Raw genomic sequence first — 20,666 nt, 5'->3', positions numbered from 1 at the left:
GAAATAGAAAATTACAAATAAGCACTAAAAAAACACCAGGGCGCGAACACCCTGGTGCCTGATAGATTACATGAAAATGTTACGCGCGAGCATACTGCTCTTCGATATACTCGTCGTAGCTCATTTCTTTGTCGATCATACCTTCCGGAGTGAATTCAATAATCCGGTTAGCGATCGTTTGAACAAATTCATGGTCATGGGACGTGAAGAGAACCGAACCGTTAAATGACTTCAGGCCGTTGTTTAACGCCTGAATGGCTTCGAGGTCCAGGTGGTTGGTTGGCTCATCCATAATAAGAACGTTCGCACCGCTCAGCATCATTTTGGAAAGCATGCAGCGGACTTTTTCACCACCGGAAAGCACATCCGCTTTTTTAAATACTTCTTCGCCGGAAAAGAGCATCCGTCCGAGGAAGCCGCGGATAAACGTTTCGCTCTGGTCGTCCGGGGAATACTGGCGCAGCCAGTCCACCAGGTTGATGTTCAGGCCTTCAAAGTACGCAGAATTGTCTTTCGGGAAGTAGGAGCGGCTCGTGGTCAGTCCCCATTTATAGTCACCGCTGTCCGGCTCCATTTCCCCGGCCAAAATCTGCAGCAGAACAGTTTTTTTCGTTTCCTCTTCGCCGACAAACGCGACTTTGTCACCGCTGTTGAGGGTGAAATTGACGTTATCGAGCACCTTGACGCCGTCAATGGTTTTTGACAGGTTTTCCACGGTCAGCAGGTCTTTGCCAAGCTCCCGGTTCGGCTTAAATTGCACGAATGGATACTTTCTCGAGGACGGCTTGATGTCATCAAGAGAAATTTTATCCAGTGTCTTTTTCCGTGAAGTGGCCTGTTTGGACTTAGAGGCGTTCGCGCTGAAGCGGGCGATAAAGTCTTTTAATTCCTTGATTTGTTCCTCTTTTTTCTTGTTCTGTTCGCGGGCCATCTTCTGGGCGAGCTGGCTGGATTCGTACCAGAAGTCATAATTGCCGACGTACAGTTCAATTTTGTTAAAGTCGAGATCTGCAATGTGCGTGCACACCTGGTTCAGGAAGTGACGGTCGTGGGAAACGACAATGACCGTATTTTCAAAGTTAATCAGGAATTCCTCGAGCCAGTGTACCGCCTGCACGTCCAGGTTGTTGGTCGGCTCGTCCAGGAGCAGCACGTCCGGATCGCCGAACAGGGCCTGGGCGAGCAGCACTTTAACCTTTTGAGAACCGCTCAACGATGACATCGGCTTCTGGTGCAGATCCTCTGTAATGCCGAGACCCTGCAGTAGCTGGGCAGCTTCTGTTTCCGCTTCGTACCCGTTCATTTCCGCAAATTCCGCTTCAAGCTCTGCCGCTTTCATGCCGTCTTCGTCGGAAAAGTCCGGTTTCATATAAATTTCGTTCTTTTCGTTCATCACTTCATACAGGCGGCTGTGGCCCATAATGACCACGTCGATGACCGTATATTCCTCGTATGCGAAGTGGTCCTGTTTCAGCACGGCAAGCCGTGAATCTTTATCCATGATTACATTTCCGCTCTGGGAATCAATTTCCCCGGAAAGAATTTTTAAGAACGTGGATTTGCCGGCCCCGTTCGCCCCGATCAAGCCGTAGCAGTTGCCGGGAGTGAACTTTATATTAACGTCTTCAAATAAAATTTGATCTCCAAACCGGAGTCCAACGTTTTGTACATCGATCATGTTCATATCTCCTTTATAAATAACAGTCTGTTTCATACTAACACGCGGCGGTTCAAAATGAACAGGGAAAGGAGGAGTTTTCAGCAGAAAAGAAGACCGGCACTGCTGTCAGAGACAGAAAAAGCATGATATAGTAAATGCAGAAAACGGATAGATACCAAAGGAGGCATTTCGGTGGCCAAAGGATTAAGCGGACGGCAGGTGATTCTTGCCGCATCCCGGAAGACAGAGGAAATGGAAGAGCTGATTCGGCGGCAGGGGGGAGAGCCGCTTAACTATCCGCTGCAGGGAACATCGTTTTTAAATGAAGAACAGCTGCGGGCGCCGATGCGTGCCTATCTCGAGCAGCCGGTGGACTGGAGCATTTTCATGACGGGCATGGGACTGAACGCGATGCTGGATATTGTGGAGGAGGAAGGCCTCCGGGAAGCATTTGTGCAAAAAATTCAGCAGACAAAGGTAGCGGCACGCGGCTACAAGACCGCTAATGTCTTAAAGAGCCTGGATTGTGAGATCGCAGCCCGCGATGATGACGGCACGACCGAAGGCATGATCCGCGCCCTCGACGGCCGTGATTTCCGGCAGAAGCGGGTCATGGTGCAGCTGCACGGTATTGAAAATCCGAGACTCCGCCGGTACCTCGAGGAGCACGGTGCGGAAGTGTATGACATTCTGCCGTATCAGCACACGCCTCCCGAAGAGGCAGTCGCAGCCGAATGCCTCGAAACCATTTTGAATGCCGGCAGCGACGCGATCTGTTTTACCACTGCCATCCAGGTGCACGCTCTCTTTCAGTATGCCGGGCAGGATGGCCGTACTGAAGAGCTGCAGGAAGCACTCCGTCATCAGGTGATGCCGACGGCGGTCGGTAAAGTGACGGCGGAAGCATTAAGAGAAAGAGGCATCGATGACTATGTGGTGCCGGACAACGAACGGATGGGCGCCATGATTGTCGCTCTGTCCAAACATTTTGAACAACGAAAGGACTAATCCATTGAAACAACTATTCTCACGCATGCAGCGATGGAACGTATTAAATGATAAAGGCGAATACTATGTGCTTGCTTCAGGAGCCCAAATCGCCCGGCTGTACAAAGAAGATACTAACGGGGAGCTTTCCACCGGGGACCAGGTGGAGGCGATCAGCTGGTTTGACGAAGAAGGAAACAAACGGTTGGACGTGCATCTGCCCGACGTAGAGGAGGAAGGCTTTGCCTGGCTCGCGGTCGTGACAAGCGATGCGGACCGTGGTATCGAAGTAGCGGTCGACGAACGGTGGAAGGCACCGGTCGAACGGCATGACTACCTGCAGGATGAAGCGTACTGGCCCGCTCCCGGGGAGTTTCTGTTTGTGCACCTGGAGTACACGGCCGGCGGCCTGCAAGCCTTTCCGGCCAGTGAAGACGACGTACAGCAGGTAATGGCGCCGGCACCAGCGGACCTGCATCACAGCTGGGTCAACGCCACGGTTTACAGTTCGCCGCCGTTCGGTGCCTTTTTATTAACCGCTGACCGCTACAAAATCTTTGTTCATGAATCGGACTGGACCCACCGGCCGCATGTAGGCGAAAAGCTGAAGGTGCGTGTTACCCACCGCCAGGAGGACGGGTCGCTAAACGCCTCGATGTATCCGCCGAAGGAAGTAGCAATTGGCGAAGACGCCCGGCTGCTGTTGGAGAGGATTGAGCAGGAAGGCGGCACGCTTCCGTTCGGGGACCGGAGCAGTCCGGACACCATCCGGAAGGAATTCGGCCTCAGCAAGGCGGCATTCAAGCGGGCCGTGGGTTCGCTGTTGAAGGAAAAACGCATCCGTCAGGAAAACAATACCCTGATCCTGGAGCCGTCGGAGGAGCAGACAGATTAACGGCTTCAGCTATACGTCGACGGGCAGTGTAGAAGAATAGAAAAAGCGGTCCTTATGGGGGCCGCTTTTTTGTGCACCAAATGCGTTAGCACCTGTGCGTGTTCTGCGCTTGAGCGGGAGCAGCTCCTCCTTTCCTCTAGACCTAAAGTATGTTTATGGTCCAAGTTTGGCTTAAGACCAAACAGATACGGGTATGGTACATGCAATCATACCTTTGAATGGTGGTGGAACAGTGAGCAGCAAGAAGAAAAGCTCCAGGGGCAATGACAACCTTACCTACGCGTTCATGGCTGCCGGCAGTTTAATCGGCGGGGCGCTGCCATTGCTGCGTAAAGACATCGGCAAAAAAGCAGAAAAAAACGTCAACCAGACCGCGAAAAAAGCCCGGAAGCTGAGCCCGGAGCCGCTGAGTCAGGCCATTAAATCCGGCCAGGGCATGGAGAAAAAAGCCAAAGGCACGGTAAAAACCGTCAAGCGAGTCGCCAAGGTATCCGCGGCTGTGTTTGCAATGGCCAAGGTGCCAAAAAAAATCAAAAAGAAAATATACACTCTGCGCTATCACGTCGGGGAAGCGGTCATCCATACCGGTGAAAAAATCCAGGGGTCCGCGTATGTTCCTGACAGAACCGCTGCAGAAGGTGAAAACAACGGGGAGCAGTCTCCGCCTGAAACGGAAGAGAGCGCCGCGGAAACGTCTGCCGGCAGCGGGAACGAAGACGCCTGGGAACAGGAAGAGGAATACGAAGAGGAAAAATTTGAAGGCACGAAAGCCTCGACGCAAAAGCCGGCAAAAACGTTAAAGAAATTAAAAAAAGCATCCAATGCCTGAATGAACCTATACTAATTTTATGAGGTGAAGCGAATGGAACCCAAGTTCAAGATTTTCCATAACGATGAAACACTGAGTGAAACGATTGATAAACTTCGTAACGATGGCATCCGCGACGAGGATATGTATATCCTGGCGTACGATAATGACCATGATCGCCGGGCAAGGAAGGAAACAGACGCCAAAAAAGTAGGAATGAAAGTGGTCGGCTTCGGCACAAGCCTGAAAAACGTATTCCGCGGAAAAACGAAGACTATTTTAACGAAGCTGCAGAAGCTGGGGTTTGATTCGGAAAAATCCGAACGCCTCGAAGAAGAACTTCAAAAAGGCAAGACGCTGCTTGTCGTGACCAATCAGGATCAAGTCGAATTTTAAGCCCTGGCATCAGGGCTTTTTTTATTTCACATAGATAACCATTTTTTTACAGTATAAGGACTGATATAATAATGCTTAGCTTTGTTTTTGGTGCCTTCGTTATTGGTTTCCCTTCTCCAGTAGTGTGCGAATATCCTAGCTTATGTACAGCGGTAATCGGAAAGAACGGCCCCTGATACTGTCGATTACCGGGATTTCAGTGTGTCTTTCGTAAATTCATTTTAAAGGTGATCATATTACCGGTGGGGGAGCGCCCGCTTCTGCGGTTATAAATGACGGGAAGCATACTATACGCGTATGCTATGGTGGAGAGAGAACGTGACGAAGGAGGTGGTAATGGTCAGCTGAAAAAGCAGGAAGTCTCTCATAAGGCGAGAGCCCGGTGCTGCTCTGGAATGGAGGATTTATCAGGAGTGGCTACAGGATGTACATACAGAGACTGAACGGGAGGAGCCTGTAAAGAACCCCGGCGTATCAGCTGTGAAGTAACGACCGCTCGCTGAACAGGCAGTTAACACCTTTTCGATGCCAACCGAATCTAATTTTATGACGCTTGGAGTGTTTTTTTGACGATTTTACTGACTGCTTTACTTGTAATGATTTTTTCTTTTATTGCCGCTCTGGTTATTTCTATTATCCGACCGCGTTTACTGGTTAAATCCGTTTTGCCCGCGCTTGGGCTGACATTTGTTTTAGCCGTCATTGCCAGCTACTTTGTCCTTCCGGCATGGACGATGCTGTCACTGGCCGGGCCCAACCTCGTGGCCCTTTTAGTGTTCAGTGCGATCTTTTACACCCTGGCGAGGACTTCAGGAGAAGGGGTCCCTGATAAAAGCATCAACATATCCGCTCTTGGCGGCGCGGTGATTCTTCTCTTTCTGCTAGTGCTTCTCGTACGAAGCCTGTTTGGCTACGAGGAGACCCATGAAGCGATTGACAACAACAGTCAGGTGGCGGACAATCCACCATCGTTTTCCGAGGAGGAGACGCCTGTACAGGTGGCACCTGAATCCGCCCGTAATAAAATGCAAAAAGCGATGTCGGAAGTGGATAATGCACAGTTTTATGACTTTGGCGACATTCAGGCACAGGTCATTGACGGGGAGCCGATGTATGTTGCCAACGTGGATTACACGAACCTGTTCCGCTGGTTCCGCGGTGATGGAACCCCGGGATATTTCCAGATTTCTGCGGTCGATCCGAACGACAATCCGACCTTTGTGGAATCGTCCATGCAGTACACGAACAGCAGTTTTTTTAACGAGAAGCTGAACCGGGTAATTTTTAGTGCCTTTCCGTCCTGGTACCAGAGCGGAAGCACCTACCTGGAGGTGGATGAGGAAGGGAAGCCGTGGTACGTTCAGACGGTCTATCAAAACCGCACCTTGACTTGGCACACGGATCACACGAACGCGCAGGTGGTGGTTGTGGACCCGGAAACAGGGGAGGCGTCCAAATACAAAGCGGATAACGCTCCGTCGTTTATTGAAAGCTCGTACAGTCCTGCTATGGCGAGCGACATGAATGACAAGTACGGAAAATACGGCCAGGGACTGCTCAATTACATGTTTGGGAAAGAGGATGTCCTTATTCCAAATGAAAACGGCACGGAAAATAAGGTCACGCCTGTCTTTGATGCAGACGGAAATATGAGCTATTTCACGGATTTCACCAGTCCAAATGAAGATTCGGACTCCACCCTTGGTGTCTCGTTTATTGATGCCCGTACCGGAGAGCTTCGTCTGTACAACGGCGAGGAATATACAGGCGCGATGGACACGCAGGGCGCGCGAGGTATTGTGAACCGCCAGTTTCCTGAAAAAGAATGGACCGGCAGCATGCCGATCATGTACAACATTAACGGCAACGCGACCTGGGTCGTTAATACGCTTGATCCGTCGGGTCTGTTCCGGCAGTACGCCTACATTAAAGCCAACGATGCCGATGTGTACGCGTTTGGCGAAACTGCCCAGGGCGCCCTGGAAAATTATCGTTCCGCGCTTGCTTCCACCGATGAAGGCGTGGAAGCGAGTGAAGCGGACCGGGAAGAAGCCCAGGGAACCGTTGACCGGGTCGTCATTACCTCCGGTGCCGAGGACGCCAGTCTTGTCCAGTTTAAGCTGGAGGGCGATGATACCCTGTATGTCTACAATACGTCCAGTGACGCCGATGCTGTATTGATGAAAGAAGGCGACGAGATTACCTTTACGGTCAACCGCAGCGAAGACATGGGGACAGTCCAGGAAATCACCGACCAGCCGTGGTAGGGATTTTATAAGCTGTGCGCTCTCAGGGCGTTAACCTCACAGACAGGCATAATACGCGCCACTGAAGCGGCACGGCGAAGCGGGAGCGGTGCCTAAGAGCCATTAAAACAGGCGTTGCCTGCGGTTAAACAGAGCAAAAATGTCATGAAAGACTCCTTCGGGGGTCTTTTTTTGTTGCTTTTGATGCAGAAAGCATCTCCAGATTTCATTAGCGGCGGCGGATTGAAACGGAGGCTGTCTCATTTGATTCTGAGACAGATGAAGAAATGATAAGTCGTGCAAATATAGCGGAGACTTAGATGATAATTATAAAATAGCAAATAATGCAGCAAGCTCTTAAAATGAAAATGGCTTATAAAAAAGGCGGAAAAAATTGACTAAAAAGCTGCCGGGCAATTATAAAGGTTTGTTTGAACGACTGACAAAAACCCGGCTGCTAATGAGTTGGCTGATTCAAAAACCGCTACTGCGATTTACGAGTTCGGCTGTAAGGAATAATCGCGCCTTGGTCACGGGCAGCCATTCCTGCAGAGTTAAAAGCACACAGGAAAAATTCAGCACAGCATGAACCTTATCCAATAGCCTAGGTTGAAAATACAGGGCACTGAATTTATAAAATCTGCCTGGAGGACACGTAGAAGTGAAGTGAACATTAAAGAGGCAGAACGCATGCCAAGTTGATGAGTAAAAGGGAAGGTGAAGCCATGAAGCCAAATTAGGACCATGGAGTGCTTTATTTATTTCTAGTTAACATAATATATATTATCGGAAGTTACTGATATATTGTTTCAATACTAAAGATAACTTCGTATTTTGAGACAACACGAATAAAAAGCACCAGTAAGATTCATTACTGATGCTTCCTCGTTGGATGTTGCTTTTTATTGGATTGGCTTACAGCGTGAGATCGATCGAAAACAGCTGAAAGCTCACGTAAAATAATCCGGCGATGAGCAAGGCATTGATCAGCCCTTCGCCAAAGGTGGATCCGGTTTTTGTTGTAAATGGGAACCGAAAGGCATAGTGCAGCGGAAACAGCACATGGACGCCCTTGGTGGTCATCATATCAAGCACAATATGGCTCGCAATACCGAGGCTGATACCCCACTGCAGCGCGAGGCCCCATCCTTCCTGCCACTGGGCAAGCGACAGGAAGACGAGCAGCACGAGCAGGAGGCTGTGAGTAAAGGTGCGGTGCCCCACCAGCTTCGAAATCAGGTGGGAAATGCCCGGCACCCGCCTCCCCATCCATGAATTGGGCTGGCAGATGTCCGGCGCCAGGCCCCCAAAAACCAGGCTTGCGACATAAATGCTTGTCTCCCATTCAAAAAAAGCAAACGGCACCGGCGTCAGCCACTGAACGGCCAGGCCGCCCGTAACTGCTCCGATCACATGTGTTCCTGCTTTCATGGTTGTTCAGCGTCCTTTTTGTTAGCAAGCGGATCGTTGTTTACTGGTACGGAATATCCTTCCATACCGCTTCAATTACTCCGTGCTGTTTCGTATCAATAACATAGGAACCGTTGCTGTAACGGTCGACTCTCCGGTATTTCGTCGGATCAATCGTGACCGTCATGTTTTTCGTCCGGGCCTGCAGCACAAACGGATCACCGTCCAGGATATAGCTCGCGATGATCCGGTGCGGTTTGGATTTGACTTCCTTCCAGAGGACGACGCCCCGCTTGGCCCGGTTTGTTATCGGTATATCATCGAGACTCATGCGTTTGACGCCCCCGCGCTGGGTGACCATGACTGCATCCTCGGTTTCATAGGCTGACGTCACATGCGCCCCGGTGACCACATCGCCGTCTTTTAAATCAATGGCTTTGACGCCGGCCGCCCGGACACCGACTGGGGAAACCTCCTGTTCATGGAAGCGGAGCCCGTAGTTTTGATGAGTGGTGAGAAACAACTCCTGCTCCCCGTTCGTCTGGTACACGGAAAGCACTTCGTCCCCGTCCTTTACATTCACTCCGATCATCGATCGCCCGTAGCGCGAAGCCTGATAAGCGGTCATCGCCGTTTTTTTGATCATGCCCTGGCGGGTAATGAACACAAAATAATCCTCTTCGGTAAACTCCTGGACCGGCACTACTGCCACCAGCGCATCCCCCGGATCCAGCGGGGAAACATTGCCGATATGCTGGCCGTTATCCTTCCAGCGGATGTCGGAGAGCATATGTACCGGCAGATAGATAAACTGTCCTTTTTTCGTAAACAGCAGCAGCATGTCTGTTGTGTTCATGTCGCGGAAAAACAACAGGGAATCTTCTTCCTTCATTCCCGGCGGTTCAGTGTTGGAAGCCGCATAGGACCGCTGGCTCGTGCGTTTAATATATCCTTCTGCCGTAGCGGTAACAATCACGTCCTCAGACGGAATCATCACTTCGCGGTCGATTTTAAGCTCTTCGATTTCTGCTTCAATCACGGTACGGCGGCTGTCGTCATACTGCTTCTTGACTTCCTCGAGTTCTTTTTTCACCACCTGCTGCAGCTTTTTTTCGCTCGACAGGATGCCGCGGAGCCGCTTGATTTCTTTCTCGAGCTGACCGGCTTCTTTTTCGAGCTGCGTGACGTCGGTATTGGTTAACCGGTAGAGCTGCAGGTTCACAATGGCCTCGGCCTGCGCATCGGTAAAGGCAAACTGCTCCACCAGGTTTTCCTTCGCATTTTTCTTGTTTTCCGACTGGCGGATCGTATCAATCACCTGGTCAAGTACGCTGATCGCCTTGATCAGGCCTTCGACGATGTGCTGGCGCTGTTCTGCTTTGTTGAGGTCAAACTGGGAACGGTTGGTGACAACGCTCCGGCGGTGGCTGATATAGGCATCAAGCAGCTGTTTTAAATTCATCAGCTGCGGGGTGCGGTTGCTGATGGCGACCATATTGAAATTGTACGACACCTGCAGGTCGGTCATTTTGTAATAAAAGTTCAGCACGCTCTGGGCATCGGCATCTTTTTTGAGCTCAATGACGACCCGGAGGCCGGTCCGGTCCGTGTCGTCGCGCACCTCGGCGACGCCGTCCACTTTGCGGTCAAACCGGAGCTCATCCATTTTCTTCACAAGCGTGGATTTGTTGACTTCATACGGCAGTTCGGTGATCAGAATCTGTTCCCGGCCGCCCCGCACCTGCTCAATGCTCGTTTTGGCCCGGACGACCACTTTTCCCCGTCCGGTCTCGTACGCCTGGCGGATGCCGTCCTTGCCCTGAATAACGCCGCCGGTTGGGAAATCTGGACCCTGCACGTACTGCATCAATTCCTCGGTCGACACCGATGGATTCTCGAGCTGGGCCACGGCAGCATCAATAATTTCTCCCAGCTGATGCGGCGGAATGTCGGTCGCATAGCCGGAGGAAATGCCGGTGGATCCGTTTACCAGCAGATTCGGAAATTTCGCCGGCAGCACGGTCGGCTCTTCCTGGGTATCGTCAAAGTTTGTTACATGCTCCACCGTCTGTTTTTCAATGTCTTTCAACAGCTCCGACGAAACGTTGGCAAGCCGCGCCTCCGTATACCGCATTGCCGCCGGCGGGTCGCCGTCGACCGAGCCGTTGTTGCCGTGCATCTCCACAAGCGGGGCGCGGACCTTCCACTCCTGGCTCATCCGCACCATCGCTTCATACACGGAGGAATCGCCGTGCGGGTGATAGTTCCCGATCACGTTCCCGACCGTTTTTGCTGCTTTGCGGAACGGTTTTTCCGCGGTGTTTCCGTCCTGAAGCATTGCAAACAGAATCCGGCGCTGGACGGGCTTTAACCCGTCCCGTGCGTCCGGGAGGGCACGCTCCTGAATAATGTATTTGCTGTAGCGCCCGAAGCGTTCGCCGAGAACATCTTCGAGGCGCAGATCCAAGTATTGTTCTGCGTCAGCCACTTACGGTTCCTCCTTAATAATCTGCAGGTCAGTGTTATCCAAAATATTCAAATCCTCTTCCATGCCAAACGCCACGTTCGATTCAATCCACTTGCGCCGGGGCTCCACTTTATTTCCCATCAGCGTGGATACCCGCCGGTCCGCGCGGGCGCCGTCTTCCACAGTCACCCGGATGAGGGTCCGGCTCTCCGGGTTCATCGTCGTTTCCCACAGCTGGGAGGCATCCATTTCGCCGAGCCCCTTGTAGCGCTGGATGGCGTAGCCCTTGCCAATGCGCTGGATGGCTTCCTGCAGGCCGTTCTCCTCCCAGGCGTATTCGGATTTCTGCTTGGGGCCGCTGCCCTTGCTGATCTTATAGAGCGGCGGCAGGGCAATATAAACCTTTCCTGATTCCACGAGCTCCCGCATGTAGCGGTAGAAAAACGTCAGTAGAAGCACCTGAATGTGAGCACCGTCGGTATCGGCGTCTGTCATGATGACGACCTTGTCGTAATTCCGGTCCTCGAGGGTGAAATCGGTGCCGACCCCGGCTCCGAGGGCATAGATGATGGTGCGGATTTCTTCGTTTTTCATAATGTCATCGAGCTTCGCTTTTTCCGTATTAATGACCTTGCCGCGCAGCGGGAGCACGGCCTGGAATTTGCGGTCGCGTCCCTGCTTGGCCGAGCCGCCGGCCGAATCCCCCTCGACGAGGTACAGCTCATTGCGGTCCGGGTTTTTGGACTGGGCCGGGGTAAGTTTTCCGCTCAGGAGCGCGTCTTTTTTTCGGTTCTTTTTGCCGTTCCGGGCTTCTTCACGGGCTTTTCGTGCCGCTTCGCGCACCTGGGCGGCTTTGATGGCTTTTTTGATCAGCATCGTGCTGATTGTCGAGTTTTCCTCGAGAAAGTACGTCAGGCGGTCCGTGATATACTGATCCACCGCGGAACGGGCCTCCGGGGTCCCGAGCTTGCTTTTCGTCTGCCCTTCAAACTGCAGCAGATGCTCCGGGATCCGGATGGAGACCACGGCGGTCAGCCCTTCGCGGATGTCGCTGCCGTCAAGGTTTTTGTCCTTGTCCTTTAACAGCTGCAGCTTGCGGGCGTGTTCGTTGAGCACACGGGTGAACGCCGAGCGGGCGCCGGATTCATGGGTCCCTCCGTCGCGGGTGCGGACGTTGTTCACAAACGACAGCATGTTCTCGGTATAGCCGTCGGTAAACTGAAACGAAAAGTCCACCTCGATGTCCTGCGCCTTCCCTTCAAAGGAAACGACCGGATGCAGGGTCTCCTTGTCTTCGTTTAAATACTCCACAAACGCCTGAATGCCGGTGTCAAACTGGAATTCCTCGGTCACCGGTTCTTTGTCGCGCTTATCATGCAGGCGGATGCTTGTGCCCTTTAACAGAAAGGCTGCTTCGCGCAGGCGTTCGGCAAGCACGTCAAACTGGTAGTGCACCGCATTGAACATGGACGCGTCCGGCTTAAACCGGATCGTTGTCCCGGTTTTTTTGGTATTTCCCTTCTGTTCAAGCGTCGTTACCGGACGGCCGCCGTTTTCAAAGCGCTGCTCGAAAATCTGGTTGTCCCGGTAAATGGTGACCTCAAGCCATTCTGACAGCGCATTGACCACCGAGGCGCCGACGCCATGCAGGCCGCCGCTTGTGGCGTAGCCGCCCTGGCCGAATTTCCCGCCGGCATGAAGCACGGTCAGAATTACTTCCGGTGTCGGCTTGCCGGAGCTGTGGGTGCCGGTCGGCATGCCCCGCCCATGATCGGACACAGACACGCTTCCGTCCTTGTGGAGCGTCACTTCGATCACGCTGCCGTAGCCGGCGATCGCTTCATCGACTGAATTATCAAGAATTTCAAAAACCAGGTGGTGAAGCCCGCGGCTGTCTGTACTGCCGATATACATGCCCGGCCGTTTCCGTACCGCCTCGAGCCCCTCCAGTACCTGAATGGATTCATCATTGTATTGATAGGATTTATCTGCTGCCACTCCTGTCTCTCCCTTCTTCGTTCTCCGTTCTAGTTATATTTCATACTAACACAGTTTGTCAATGAACGGGAACATATGTTTTTATTTTGGGGCAATCTCCTCTGCAGACAGGAAAACCTTGGCAGGGAAACCCGCCAAGGCTGGATGCTGTTCGGTATAATCGGTGCTTATGCGATCGCATGCTCCACTTTAATGCAGCGGTCCATGATCACTGTCATGCCTGCGTTGGCTGCAATCTCGTACGCGTCTTCGCTCACCAGGCCGAGTTGGGCCCAGAACACGTCCGCGTCCACCTGGACCGCTTCCTCGGCTACGCCTTTGAGAAATTCGCTGCGGCGGAAGACGTTTACGATATCAATGTGCCCTTCGATATCTTTCAGCGAATCCACGGCCGGAATGTCAAAGACTTGCTCCACCGTCGGGTTGACCGGAATGATGTCATAGCCCGCTTCAAGCATCACTTTGCTGATCTGGTACGACGTCCGGTACGGGTTATCCGACAGGCCGACGACCGCGATACGCTTGCTGCGGTCGAGTATGGCCCGTATTTCTTGTCGTTCAGGGTTTTTCATTGGGTATCCCTCCTTGAGATAATAACGGGCTGCCCGTTAGTTGCTGCCGAGCAGGTCATGTTCTTCGAGGTAGTTGCGGGCGACCTCCCGGTGGTCGGCATTTTCGTAGTCCACCTCGTAGTTCATTTCCTGCATTTCTTCGTTGGTAATCTGACCGCCAAGGCGGTTTAACGCTTCTTCAAGGCCGGGATTGTCATCGAGGGTTTCCTGCTTTAAAAGCGGAGCGCCCTGGTACGGCGGAAACACATTTTCGTCGTCTTCAAGTACGGTAAGCCCGTACTCTATGATATACGCATCAGTAGAGTAGGCGTCAATCAAATCGATCTGACCCTCCTGCAGCGCGTTCGAACGAAGGCCGGCGTCCAGGGTTTCCACCTCGTCAAACTCAAAGCCGTACGTGTCGACAATTGCGGGATAGCCATCGGTCTGCCGGTCGGCAAATTCAAAGGTGAATCCGGGCACGAGCTCATCGGTGTGCGGTTCGAGGTCCGAAATGGTTTCAATGCCGAGGCTGTCGGCTTCCTCCTCGCGGAGCGCCAGCGCATACGTATTGTTGTACTCCATCGGCTCGAGATAGGCCAGGTCGTCCTCAGCAAGCAGGCTGCGCGCTTCCTCGTACACCTCTTCGCGGGTGCTTCCGGCCGGGACGCCCTGGTCATAAAGGTTGGCGGTAACCGTCCCGGTAAACTCCGGATAAATGTCAATATCATCCGACTCGAGGGCGTTAAAGGCGATGCTGGTGCTCCCCAGGCCGGCCTCCACCCTCGTATCAAGATCAGTGTTTTCCTCGATCAGCAGCGAATACATATTGGCGAGAATTTCAGGTTCGGCCCCTTCCTTCCCGCCGATGACGAGCTCTTCCTCCTGGGTGGAGGCAAGCGCCGGGGTGATGACCACTAACAGGGCCACCCCGAGGACAACCGCGACCGGGGCCAGCGCTTTGCCCTGGGACGTGCGTTCGGTGATCCGCAGCACCAGGTCAAAAAACAGAGCCAGTAGAGCGGCCGGAATGGCGCCAAGCAGAATGTAGGCGTTGTCCGCCCGGTCGATGCCCGTCATGATGAAATCGCCGAGGCCCCCGGCGCTGATCAGCGCCGCCAGGGTGGCGGTTCCGACAATCAGCACCATGGAGGTCCGGATGCCGGCCATGATGACCGGCATGGCCATCGGCAGCTCAATTTTGCGCAGGCGCCGGAAGGAATTCATCCCCATGCCGGTGGCCGCCTCCACAAGGGCCGGATCCACGCCGGCAATGCCGGTGTAGGTGTTGCGCAGGATCGGAAGCAGCGCATAGGCGGTCAGGGCGACCACGGCCGGCACCGTGCCGATCTGGTTGAGTATGAGAATCATGAACCCGAGCAGGGCCAGACTCGGAATCGTCTGCAGCACTGCGGCAATCCCGATGATCGGTTCGGCAATTGACCGGCGCCGGGTCAGAAGCACGCCGACCGGCACCGCGATAAACGAGGCACACAGAAGCGAAATCAGACTCATATTGACGTGCTCCCACACGAGGGTCCAGAACTGCCCCTGCTCGTCGGTAAACAGCTGATAGGTGTTTTCGAGTAAATTCATGATTCGGTGTCACCTCCCGCGGGTGCGAGCTTTGCTTTCTGCAGAAACTGCATCACGTCCTTGTAGCTGAGCGCGCCGACGAGCCGTCCTTCTTCGAGCACCGGCAGCGCTTCGGCATCGGTATCGTTGAAGGTCCTGAGGGCGTCATACAGCACGTGATCCGGGGAAATGACGGTTTTCTGGGACGCAATCGAGTCGCCGTCCCGGCGGCCGAGAAACGTGTCGTTCTGGTCGAAAATATACAGCGGCGCCGGGTAGAGCGGCATTTCAGGCATGTCGTGGACGCTTGCGATGTACTGGCTGTCGCGTCCGCTCATAACCGACCGGACCGGGGTGTCCCATTCATCCCGGCGGTCCCCGATAAAGTCGCGCACAAAATCGTTGGCCGGCTCATTTTTAAGCTCGCGCGGCGTGCCGATCTGCACGATATCGCCGTCCTTCATGAGGCAGATCCGGTCACCTAGGGCCAGCGCCTCGTCCATGTCGTGGGTGACGAAGACGATCGTTTTCTGGATGTTCTGCTGCAGGGCACGGATGTCCTCCTGCAGCTGTTCGCGGCTCAGCGGATCGAGCGCGCTGAACGGCTCATCCATCAGGATGATGTCCGGATCCGCGGCAAGGGCCCGTATCACCCCGATCCGCTGCTGCTGGCCGCCGGACAGCTCCGACGGCTTCCGGTTGCGGTATGTATCCGGATCGAGGCCGACCATCTGCAGCAGTTCATCGACGCGTTCTTTGATCTCGTTTTTCTTCCAGCGCCGCATTTCCGGAACGACCGCAATGTTTTCGGCAATCGTCATCGTCGGAAACAGCGCAATCTGCTGCAGCACGTATCCGACGTTCCACCGCAGCTCATGGCGGTCCCACTCCCGGATGTCCTTGTCCTGGATCCGGATGGTACCGGTGCTTGGCTCAATCAGCCGGTTGATCATTTTGAGCGTGGTCGTCTTGCCGCACCCGCTCGGGCCGATCAAGACGAAAAATTCTCCCTGCTCGACCGTGGCGTTAAAGTTTTGAACGGCCGGGTCGTCGGCACCGGGAAACGTCTTTGCAATGTCAGTGAATGTAATCATGCCAATCCCCCTCTTATGGTTCTGGTGCAAGGGACATCTAAATTATTAGAGTCTCTACTTTATTTCACAAAAGCGCATCCTTCAAACGTCCCGGGGCGGAACCCCTGCTGCACAGGGCAGCAGGATCAGGACCAGCGGTACAGGCTCTGGTATTTATGCGACAGGTGGGCAAGCAGCGGCTCCGGGTTGGTCCCTTCCCCGGTGGCGTCTGCCATGATGTCGGCCGGCCGTTTCATCCGGCCGTGCTGGTGCACGTGATTGGTCAGCCAGTGCCGGACCGGCGCAAGATCGCCGCTTGCGATCAGATCATCGAACGCCGGGAGATCACGCATCATTGCCTGCTGGAGCTGGGCCGCGTAGATATAGCCGAGCGCGTAGGACGGAAAGTAGCCAAAAGCACCGCCCGCCCAGTGCACGTCCTGCAGCACGCCTTCCGCATGATTGGACGGCACGACGCCGAGATACTGCTTCATTTTTTCGTTCCACGCCTCCGGCAGATCCTTCACCTGCAGGCTGCCTTCGATCAGGGCTTTTTCCAGCTCGTAGCGGAGAATAATGTGCAGCGAATAGGTCATTTCATCGGCTTCAATTCGGATGAGGGACGGTTCGACGCTGTTGACGGCAAAGTAAAAATCGTCAAGGGCCACGTGCTGGAAGCGGCCGCTCAGCTCCTGGAGCCTGCCAAAGTTGTTTTCCCAGAACGAACGGGTCCGCGCCACGAAATTTTCCCAGAACAGCGACTGCGATTCGTGGATACCCATGGAGGCCCCGTCTGCGAGAATCGTCCCGGCCAGGTGCGCGCCGAGGTTCTGCTCGTACAGCGCATGGCCGCCTTCATGGATGGTGCCGAACACCGCGGTGCGGAAGTCGGATTCGTCGTATTTGGTGGTGACCCGCACGTCGTTTCGGTTCAGGCCGACCGCAAACGGGTGCACGGTTTCATCGAGCCGTCCGGCCTCAAAATCGTACGTCATCTGCCGGAGCACGTGCTCACTGAAGGCACGCTGCCGGTCCTTCGGAACATGGGCGTGCAAAAATGACGTGTCCGGCCGTACCGGGGCTCCCTTCACCTGCTCCACAAGCGGCAGGAGGCCGTCACGGAGCCGGGAAAAGGTGGCATCGAGGGTGGAAACGGTCATGCCGGGCTCAAAGTCATGCAGCAGCGCGTCGTACGGATGCCCGTTGTATCCGAGGTACTCGGTGAACCGGCGCTGGTAGGCCACGATTTCTTCGAGATACGGGCGGAACCCTTCGAAGTCCCCGGACGCTTTCGCCTCCTCCCAGTACGATTCGGTTTTGGAAGTAAGCGTCGTAAACGCCTGATACTCGTCCTGGGGCAGGCGCTCCATCCGTTCCACCTCGGTGAGGGTTTCCTCCGCGGCTCTGCGTGCGACTGCAGAGATCTGCGACGCCGCTTCCGGCTCGAGCAGATACTGGCTCATTTCCTTCAGGCGTCCGGAGGTTTTCCGGGCAAACAGCTCGGTGGCAAGTGCCCCCACTACTTCCGAGCGCTCCTCGACCCCTTTTTTGGGCGCTCCAGTCCGGGCGTCCCATCCGAGCAGGCTGAGAGCCTGGTCGTAGGCATTCAGACTTCGCTGCTCGGTCAAAAAATCCTGTTCAATCTGTGCATAATCCGGCATGGCGATTCCTCCTTGGTATGAACTCTGTTTGGTGTGACTCTCTCCTTCATGATATAACAAAGAGTGGAAGGGAGCGAAAGATACGTATGCAAATGACGATTACTGAAGAAGCAGGCCGCCACTACAAGCAGGAAATGGACCTCGGTGACGGGGCGTTCGTGCGCCTGTTTGTCCGCATCGGCGGCGTGGGTTCCGGCGGTTTTTCCATAGGGGTGGAGCCCGGGGATCCGTCCGGCCCCAGCTACCAGACCGAAGCGGGCGGCGTGCGTTTTTTTGTGGAGCCGCAGGACCAGTGGTACCTTGACGGCATGACGATCAGCTATCACCCGGCCATCGACTACCTGCATTTTGACAATCCCCGGCTCGGGGATACCGATCATCCGAACAATTAGGACGAACGGGGCGGCCGCGGCCCCCAGTACTGGTAATAATCCGTTTTGATGTTGCCGTTGTAAAGCTTGCGCCGTTTGGTCGCCTCCCGGCCGAACAGCGATTCAAACCGTTCATGCGACGTCAGCACGTAGTAGGACCAGGTTGGTGTGTCCCGGGCGATACGGCCGAGGGCCCGATACACTTCCTCCACCTCGGCAAGATCCCCGATTCGTTCCCCGTACGGCGGGTTGCTGATCACCGCGCCGTACTCGCCCTTTGGCTTAAAGTCGCGGGCGGCCATCTGCTTGAACGTGATCAGGCCGTACATGCCGGCTTCCTTGGCATTTTCCTCTGCCACTTCGATGGCCTTCGGATCCAGGTCGGTGCCGGTAATCATGAGCGGCTGATCGTCGCGGAGAAGGTCTTCGGCTTCCTGGCGGGCTGTTTCCCACTGCATCGCTTCGGCCCACGGCCACGTTTCGCTCACAAACGAGCGGTTCACGCCGGGGGCCATGTTCTGGCCAATCATAGCGGCTTCAATGGGAATCGTTCCCGAGCCGCAGAATAAATCCACGAGCGGGCGGTCCGGGTGCCAGTTGGCAAGCATAATCAGGGACGCCGCCAGCGTTTCCTTGAGCGGTGCCCGGGCATGCGTTTCCCGGTAGCCGCGCTGGTTCAGGCCGGGGCCGGAGGTGTCGAGGGACAGGACGGCTTCATCCTTATGCAGCGCCACGTCGAGCTTATAGAGCGGCCCGTTTTCCGGAAACCATTCGCTCTGGTAGGACTGCTTCAGCCGTTCCACGATCGCTTTTTTGACGATCGCCTGGCAGTCCGACACGCTGAACAGGGTGGATTTGACCGAGCGGCCGCTGACGGGGAATTCGGCATTTTCGGGCAGAAACTTCTCCCATGGGAGGGCCTTTGTCTGTTCGAACAGCTCATCAAACGTTTCTGCGGTAAACGTGCCGATTTTGATTTTAACCCGGCCGGCGGTCCGCAGCCACAGGTTGGCCCGGGCAATGCCCTCGGCGGGCGCTTCGAATTCCACGCGGCCGTTTTCGGTGCGCAGGTGGCGGTAGCCGAGTGCTTTGATTTCTTTGGCGACCAGAGCCTCGAGGCCCATCGTCGCCGTGGCGATTAAGGTGTATGTTGGTTGGGTCATAGGTTCCTCCTTGGACGTCAATGTCCGTTCATATCTACTAAAAAAACCCCTGAATTACTCCAGGGGTTTTGCTTCAAGAAGCCGGGACCGTTCGTGTAAGCCATGTTCTGTTCCCTTGTGCTGCCAGCGGCTGTTCACCTTGCACTCGGGTGGTAATCATCTATCTGCAGAAAAAATTCTGCCCTTTCGTTCCGTTGTATTCCTTCCGAAAGGCGCCCCTACCTAATTTTGGGTTTCTCGCTCGAGGGGTTTACCGCGTTCCACTCCGGCCGTTTCCAGCCGGACTACGTCACTGTGGCACTGTTCAGGGGGACTCCAGCCATATCCGGATGGACACAGGCTGTTTCCCCGCCGTCAGCTCCAAAACGAAGCTGCTCTGACTTATGGTTTCGTCAGACACGAACACTACAGCCGTCTCAGGCTGTGCGAGCATGGACTTTCCTCTGTATGGGTACATACAGCGATTACCTGAACGAATCCCGGCTCTTTATGGCCAGGTGCTATTATATCGGTTCCGGGCGGAAGAAGCAAGAAAAGAAACTGCGGGTCAGCACGGATTTTCCCTGCCCGAAGCGAGCACGGCCTGTCTGGCCAGCCGGTCCGCCGCCCGGTTATCGCGGGAGGGGACCCATTTGAGAAAACAAAGGGGCAGCTCCTCCTCAGCGCGCAGGATTCTGGCTAAATACGGCTGATACAGCTTTCGCTTGACAAACCGCTTTTCCACCGATGCATTCACAAGCTGCGAATCGGTCCGGATCGAGGCCGAATGCCAGCCACGCTCGCGGCAGAGCTCATACGCATGCACGCACGCTTCAAATTCCGCTTCGTTGTTGGTCAGGCACCCGAGCGGGCGGGAAAATTCCTCCACGCTGCCGTCATCGTGCTTGACGAATATGCCGATGCCGGAAGGCCCGGGCTGACCGGCGCTTGCTCCGTCAATATGAATCGTCCGCATATTCAAGCGTCCCCGCCTTTAATCGTATAGTTTTTTGCCGAATACTTCTTTTTCAAGGTTCGAGAGCCGTTTTAAAATATCGTAATTGGTTGTCCCGGCGGCCGGTTCGGCTGCGGTGGTGTTCGAAGCGGTGTCCGTACTGCCGGCGCCGCTTTCGGACCGGGTGGAAATTGACGACGTCACGGTACGCTGGTAGCGGGAATCGCCCTCCGGCGATGCGGCTGTCCGTTGTTCCGGCGAACGGTTCAGCTGGTCTTCGAGCTCGCGCACCTTTTGTTCGAACCGTTCATAGTCCTGAATAATAACGTCTAAAAATTGGTCGACTTCGTCTTTGTTGTAGCCTTTGACACTGTTTTTGAAATCTTTGTCTAAAATGTCTTTGGCAGATAACTGTGTCTGTTCCATCAGCAAGGACCACCTCTGCTTTATTTGTATGATACATTCGCGGCC

The 20,666-nt window shown here is 54.4% G+C and carries 17 protein-coding genes and 1 other RNA gene; 6 read left to right on the top strand and 12 right to left on the bottom strand.

Translation table 11 applies throughout. The annotated features are described in order from the left end of the window. Positions 1-79: 79 nt before the first annotated feature. Positions 80-1,678, bottom strand: coding sequence for an ABC-F family ATP-binding cassette domain-containing protein (locus tag SIC45_RS07910; RefSeq protein ID WP_022792172.1), 1,599 nt, complete (start codon positions 1,676-1,678; stop codon positions 80-82). 174 nt (positions 1,679-1,852) lie between these two features. Between SIC45_RS07910 and SIC45_RS07905 the strand changes: the two genes are divergently transcribed. The 5 genes from SIC45_RS07905 to SIC45_RS07885 all read left to right on the top strand — a co-directional run bounded on the left by SIC45_RS07905 (position 1,853) and on the right by SIC45_RS07885 (position 7,013). Further along, positions 1,853-2,668: a uroporphyrinogen-III synthase gene (locus SIC45_RS07905; RefSeq protein WP_319631746.1), complete on the top strand. Its 816-nt coding sequence runs from the start codon at positions 1,853-1,855 to the stop codon at positions 2,666-2,668. 4 nt (positions 2,669-2,672) lie between these two features. Then, positions 2,673-3,542, top strand: a complete 870-nt coding sequence (locus SIC45_RS07900; RefSeq protein WP_319631745.1) for a hypothetical protein — start codon at positions 2,673-2,675, stop codon at positions 3,540-3,542. Positions 3,543-3,774: 232 nt separating this feature from the next. Continuing rightward, a complete protein-coding gene (locus tag SIC45_RS07895; RefSeq protein WP_319631744.1) occupies positions 3,775-4,371 on the top strand; it encodes a hypothetical protein in 597 nt (198 codons plus the stop codon). Between the two features lie 33 nt (positions 4,372-4,404). Next, positions 4,405-4,746, top strand: coding sequence for a general stress protein (locus SIC45_RS07890; RefSeq protein WP_298785777.1), 342 nt, complete (start codon positions 4,405-4,407; stop codon positions 4,744-4,746). 566 nt (positions 4,747-5,312) lie between these two features. Further along, on the top strand, positions 5,313-7,013 hold the full coding sequence (locus tag SIC45_RS07885) for a DNA-binding protein (protein ID WP_319631743.1): 1,701 nt from the start codon (positions 5,313-5,315) through the stop codon (positions 7,011-7,013). A gap of 894 nt (positions 7,014-7,907) precedes the next feature. On the opposite strand, the gene SIC45_RS07880 is transcribed toward SIC45_RS07885, so the two are convergent. The 7 genes from SIC45_RS07880 to SIC45_RS07850 form a co-directional block, all read right to left on the bottom strand. Then, positions 7,908-8,423 carry a metal-dependent hydrolase gene (locus tag SIC45_RS07880; RefSeq protein WP_319631742.1) on the bottom strand — a complete coding sequence of 172 codons (516 nt, stop codon included), beginning with the start codon at positions 8,421-8,423 and terminating at the stop codon, positions 7,908-7,910. A gap of 40 nt (positions 8,424-8,463) precedes the next feature. After that, complete coding sequence (gene parC / locus SIC45_RS07875; protein ID WP_319631741.1) at positions 8,464-10,890, bottom strand: DNA topoisomerase IV subunit A; 2,427 nt, start codon at positions 10,888-10,890, stop codon at positions 8,464-8,466. Then, complete coding sequence (gene parE, locus SIC45_RS07870) at positions 10,891-12,867, bottom strand: DNA topoisomerase IV subunit B (RefSeq protein ID WP_319631740.1); 1,977 nt, start codon at positions 12,865-12,867, stop codon at positions 10,891-10,893. A gap of 167 nt (positions 12,868-13,034) precedes the next feature. Then, positions 13,035-13,439 carry a CoA-binding protein gene (locus SIC45_RS07865; protein WP_298785765.1) on the bottom strand — a complete coding sequence of 135 codons (405 nt, stop codon included), beginning with the start codon at positions 13,437-13,439 and terminating at the stop codon, positions 13,035-13,037. A gap of 36 nt (positions 13,440-13,475) precedes the next feature. Then, positions 13,476-15,014 carry an ABC transporter permease/substrate-binding protein gene (locus SIC45_RS07860; RefSeq protein ID WP_319631739.1) on the bottom strand — a complete coding sequence of 513 codons (1,539 nt, stop codon included), beginning with the start codon at positions 15,012-15,014 and terminating at the stop codon, positions 13,476-13,478. Next, the gene (locus SIC45_RS07855) at positions 15,011-16,087 is read right to left on the bottom strand and encodes an ABC transporter ATP-binding protein (RefSeq protein ID WP_319631738.1); all 1,077 of its coding nucleotides are present in this window, start codon (positions 16,085-16,087) and stop codon (positions 15,011-15,013) included. The genes SIC45_RS07860 and SIC45_RS07855 overlap by 4 nt, the downstream gene beginning before the upstream one ends. 125 nt (positions 16,088-16,212) lie before the next feature. Beyond that, positions 16,213-17,727, bottom strand: a complete 1,515-nt coding sequence (locus SIC45_RS07850) for a carboxypeptidase M32 (RefSeq protein WP_319631737.1) — start codon at positions 17,725-17,727, stop codon at positions 16,213-16,215. A gap of 17 nt (positions 17,728-17,744) precedes the next feature. Between SIC45_RS07850 and SIC45_RS07845 the strand changes: the two genes are divergently transcribed. Continuing rightward, positions 17,745-18,119 (top strand): HesB/YadR/YfhF family protein, encoded by a 375-nt coding sequence (locus SIC45_RS07845; RefSeq protein WP_319631736.1) that lies wholly within the window; start codon positions 17,745-17,747, stop codon positions 18,117-18,119. Here the strand turns inward: SIC45_RS07845 and SIC45_RS07840 are convergent. The 4 genes from SIC45_RS07840 to gpsB form a co-directional block, all read right to left on the bottom strand. Beyond that, positions 18,116-19,261, bottom strand: a complete 1,146-nt coding sequence (locus SIC45_RS07840; protein WP_298785756.1) for a THUMP domain-containing class I SAM-dependent RNA methyltransferase — start codon at positions 19,259-19,261, stop codon at positions 18,116-18,118. The two genes, SIC45_RS07845 and SIC45_RS07840, sit on opposite strands and share 4 nt — an antisense overlap. A 91-nt stretch (positions 19,262-19,352) precedes the next feature. Next, an RNA gene (gene rnpB / locus SIC45_RS07835) (RNase P RNA component class B) lies at positions 19,353-19,737 on the bottom strand. 71 nt (positions 19,738-19,808) lie between these two features. Continuing rightward, positions 19,809-20,216 carry a ribonuclease HI family protein gene (locus SIC45_RS07830; protein ID WP_319631735.1) on the bottom strand — a complete coding sequence of 136 codons (408 nt, stop codon included), beginning with the start codon at positions 20,214-20,216 and terminating at the stop codon, positions 19,809-19,811. A gap of 18 nt (positions 20,217-20,234) precedes the next feature. Next, positions 20,235-20,621 carry a cell division regulator GpsB gene (gene gpsB, locus SIC45_RS07825; protein ID WP_319631734.1) on the bottom strand — a complete coding sequence of 129 codons (387 nt, stop codon included), beginning with the start codon at positions 20,619-20,621 and terminating at the stop codon, positions 20,235-20,237. Positions 20,622-20,666: the final 45 nt, after the last annotated feature.

It is taken from the genome of Marinococcus sp. PL1-022, assembly GCF_033845285.1.
In the GTDB taxonomy this organism is placed as follows: Bacteria; Bacillota; Bacilli; order Bacillales; family Marinococcaceae; genus Marinococcus.
Note: the sequence above shows the minus strand (reverse complement) of the source record. Positions and strands in the feature narration are given on the sequence as shown.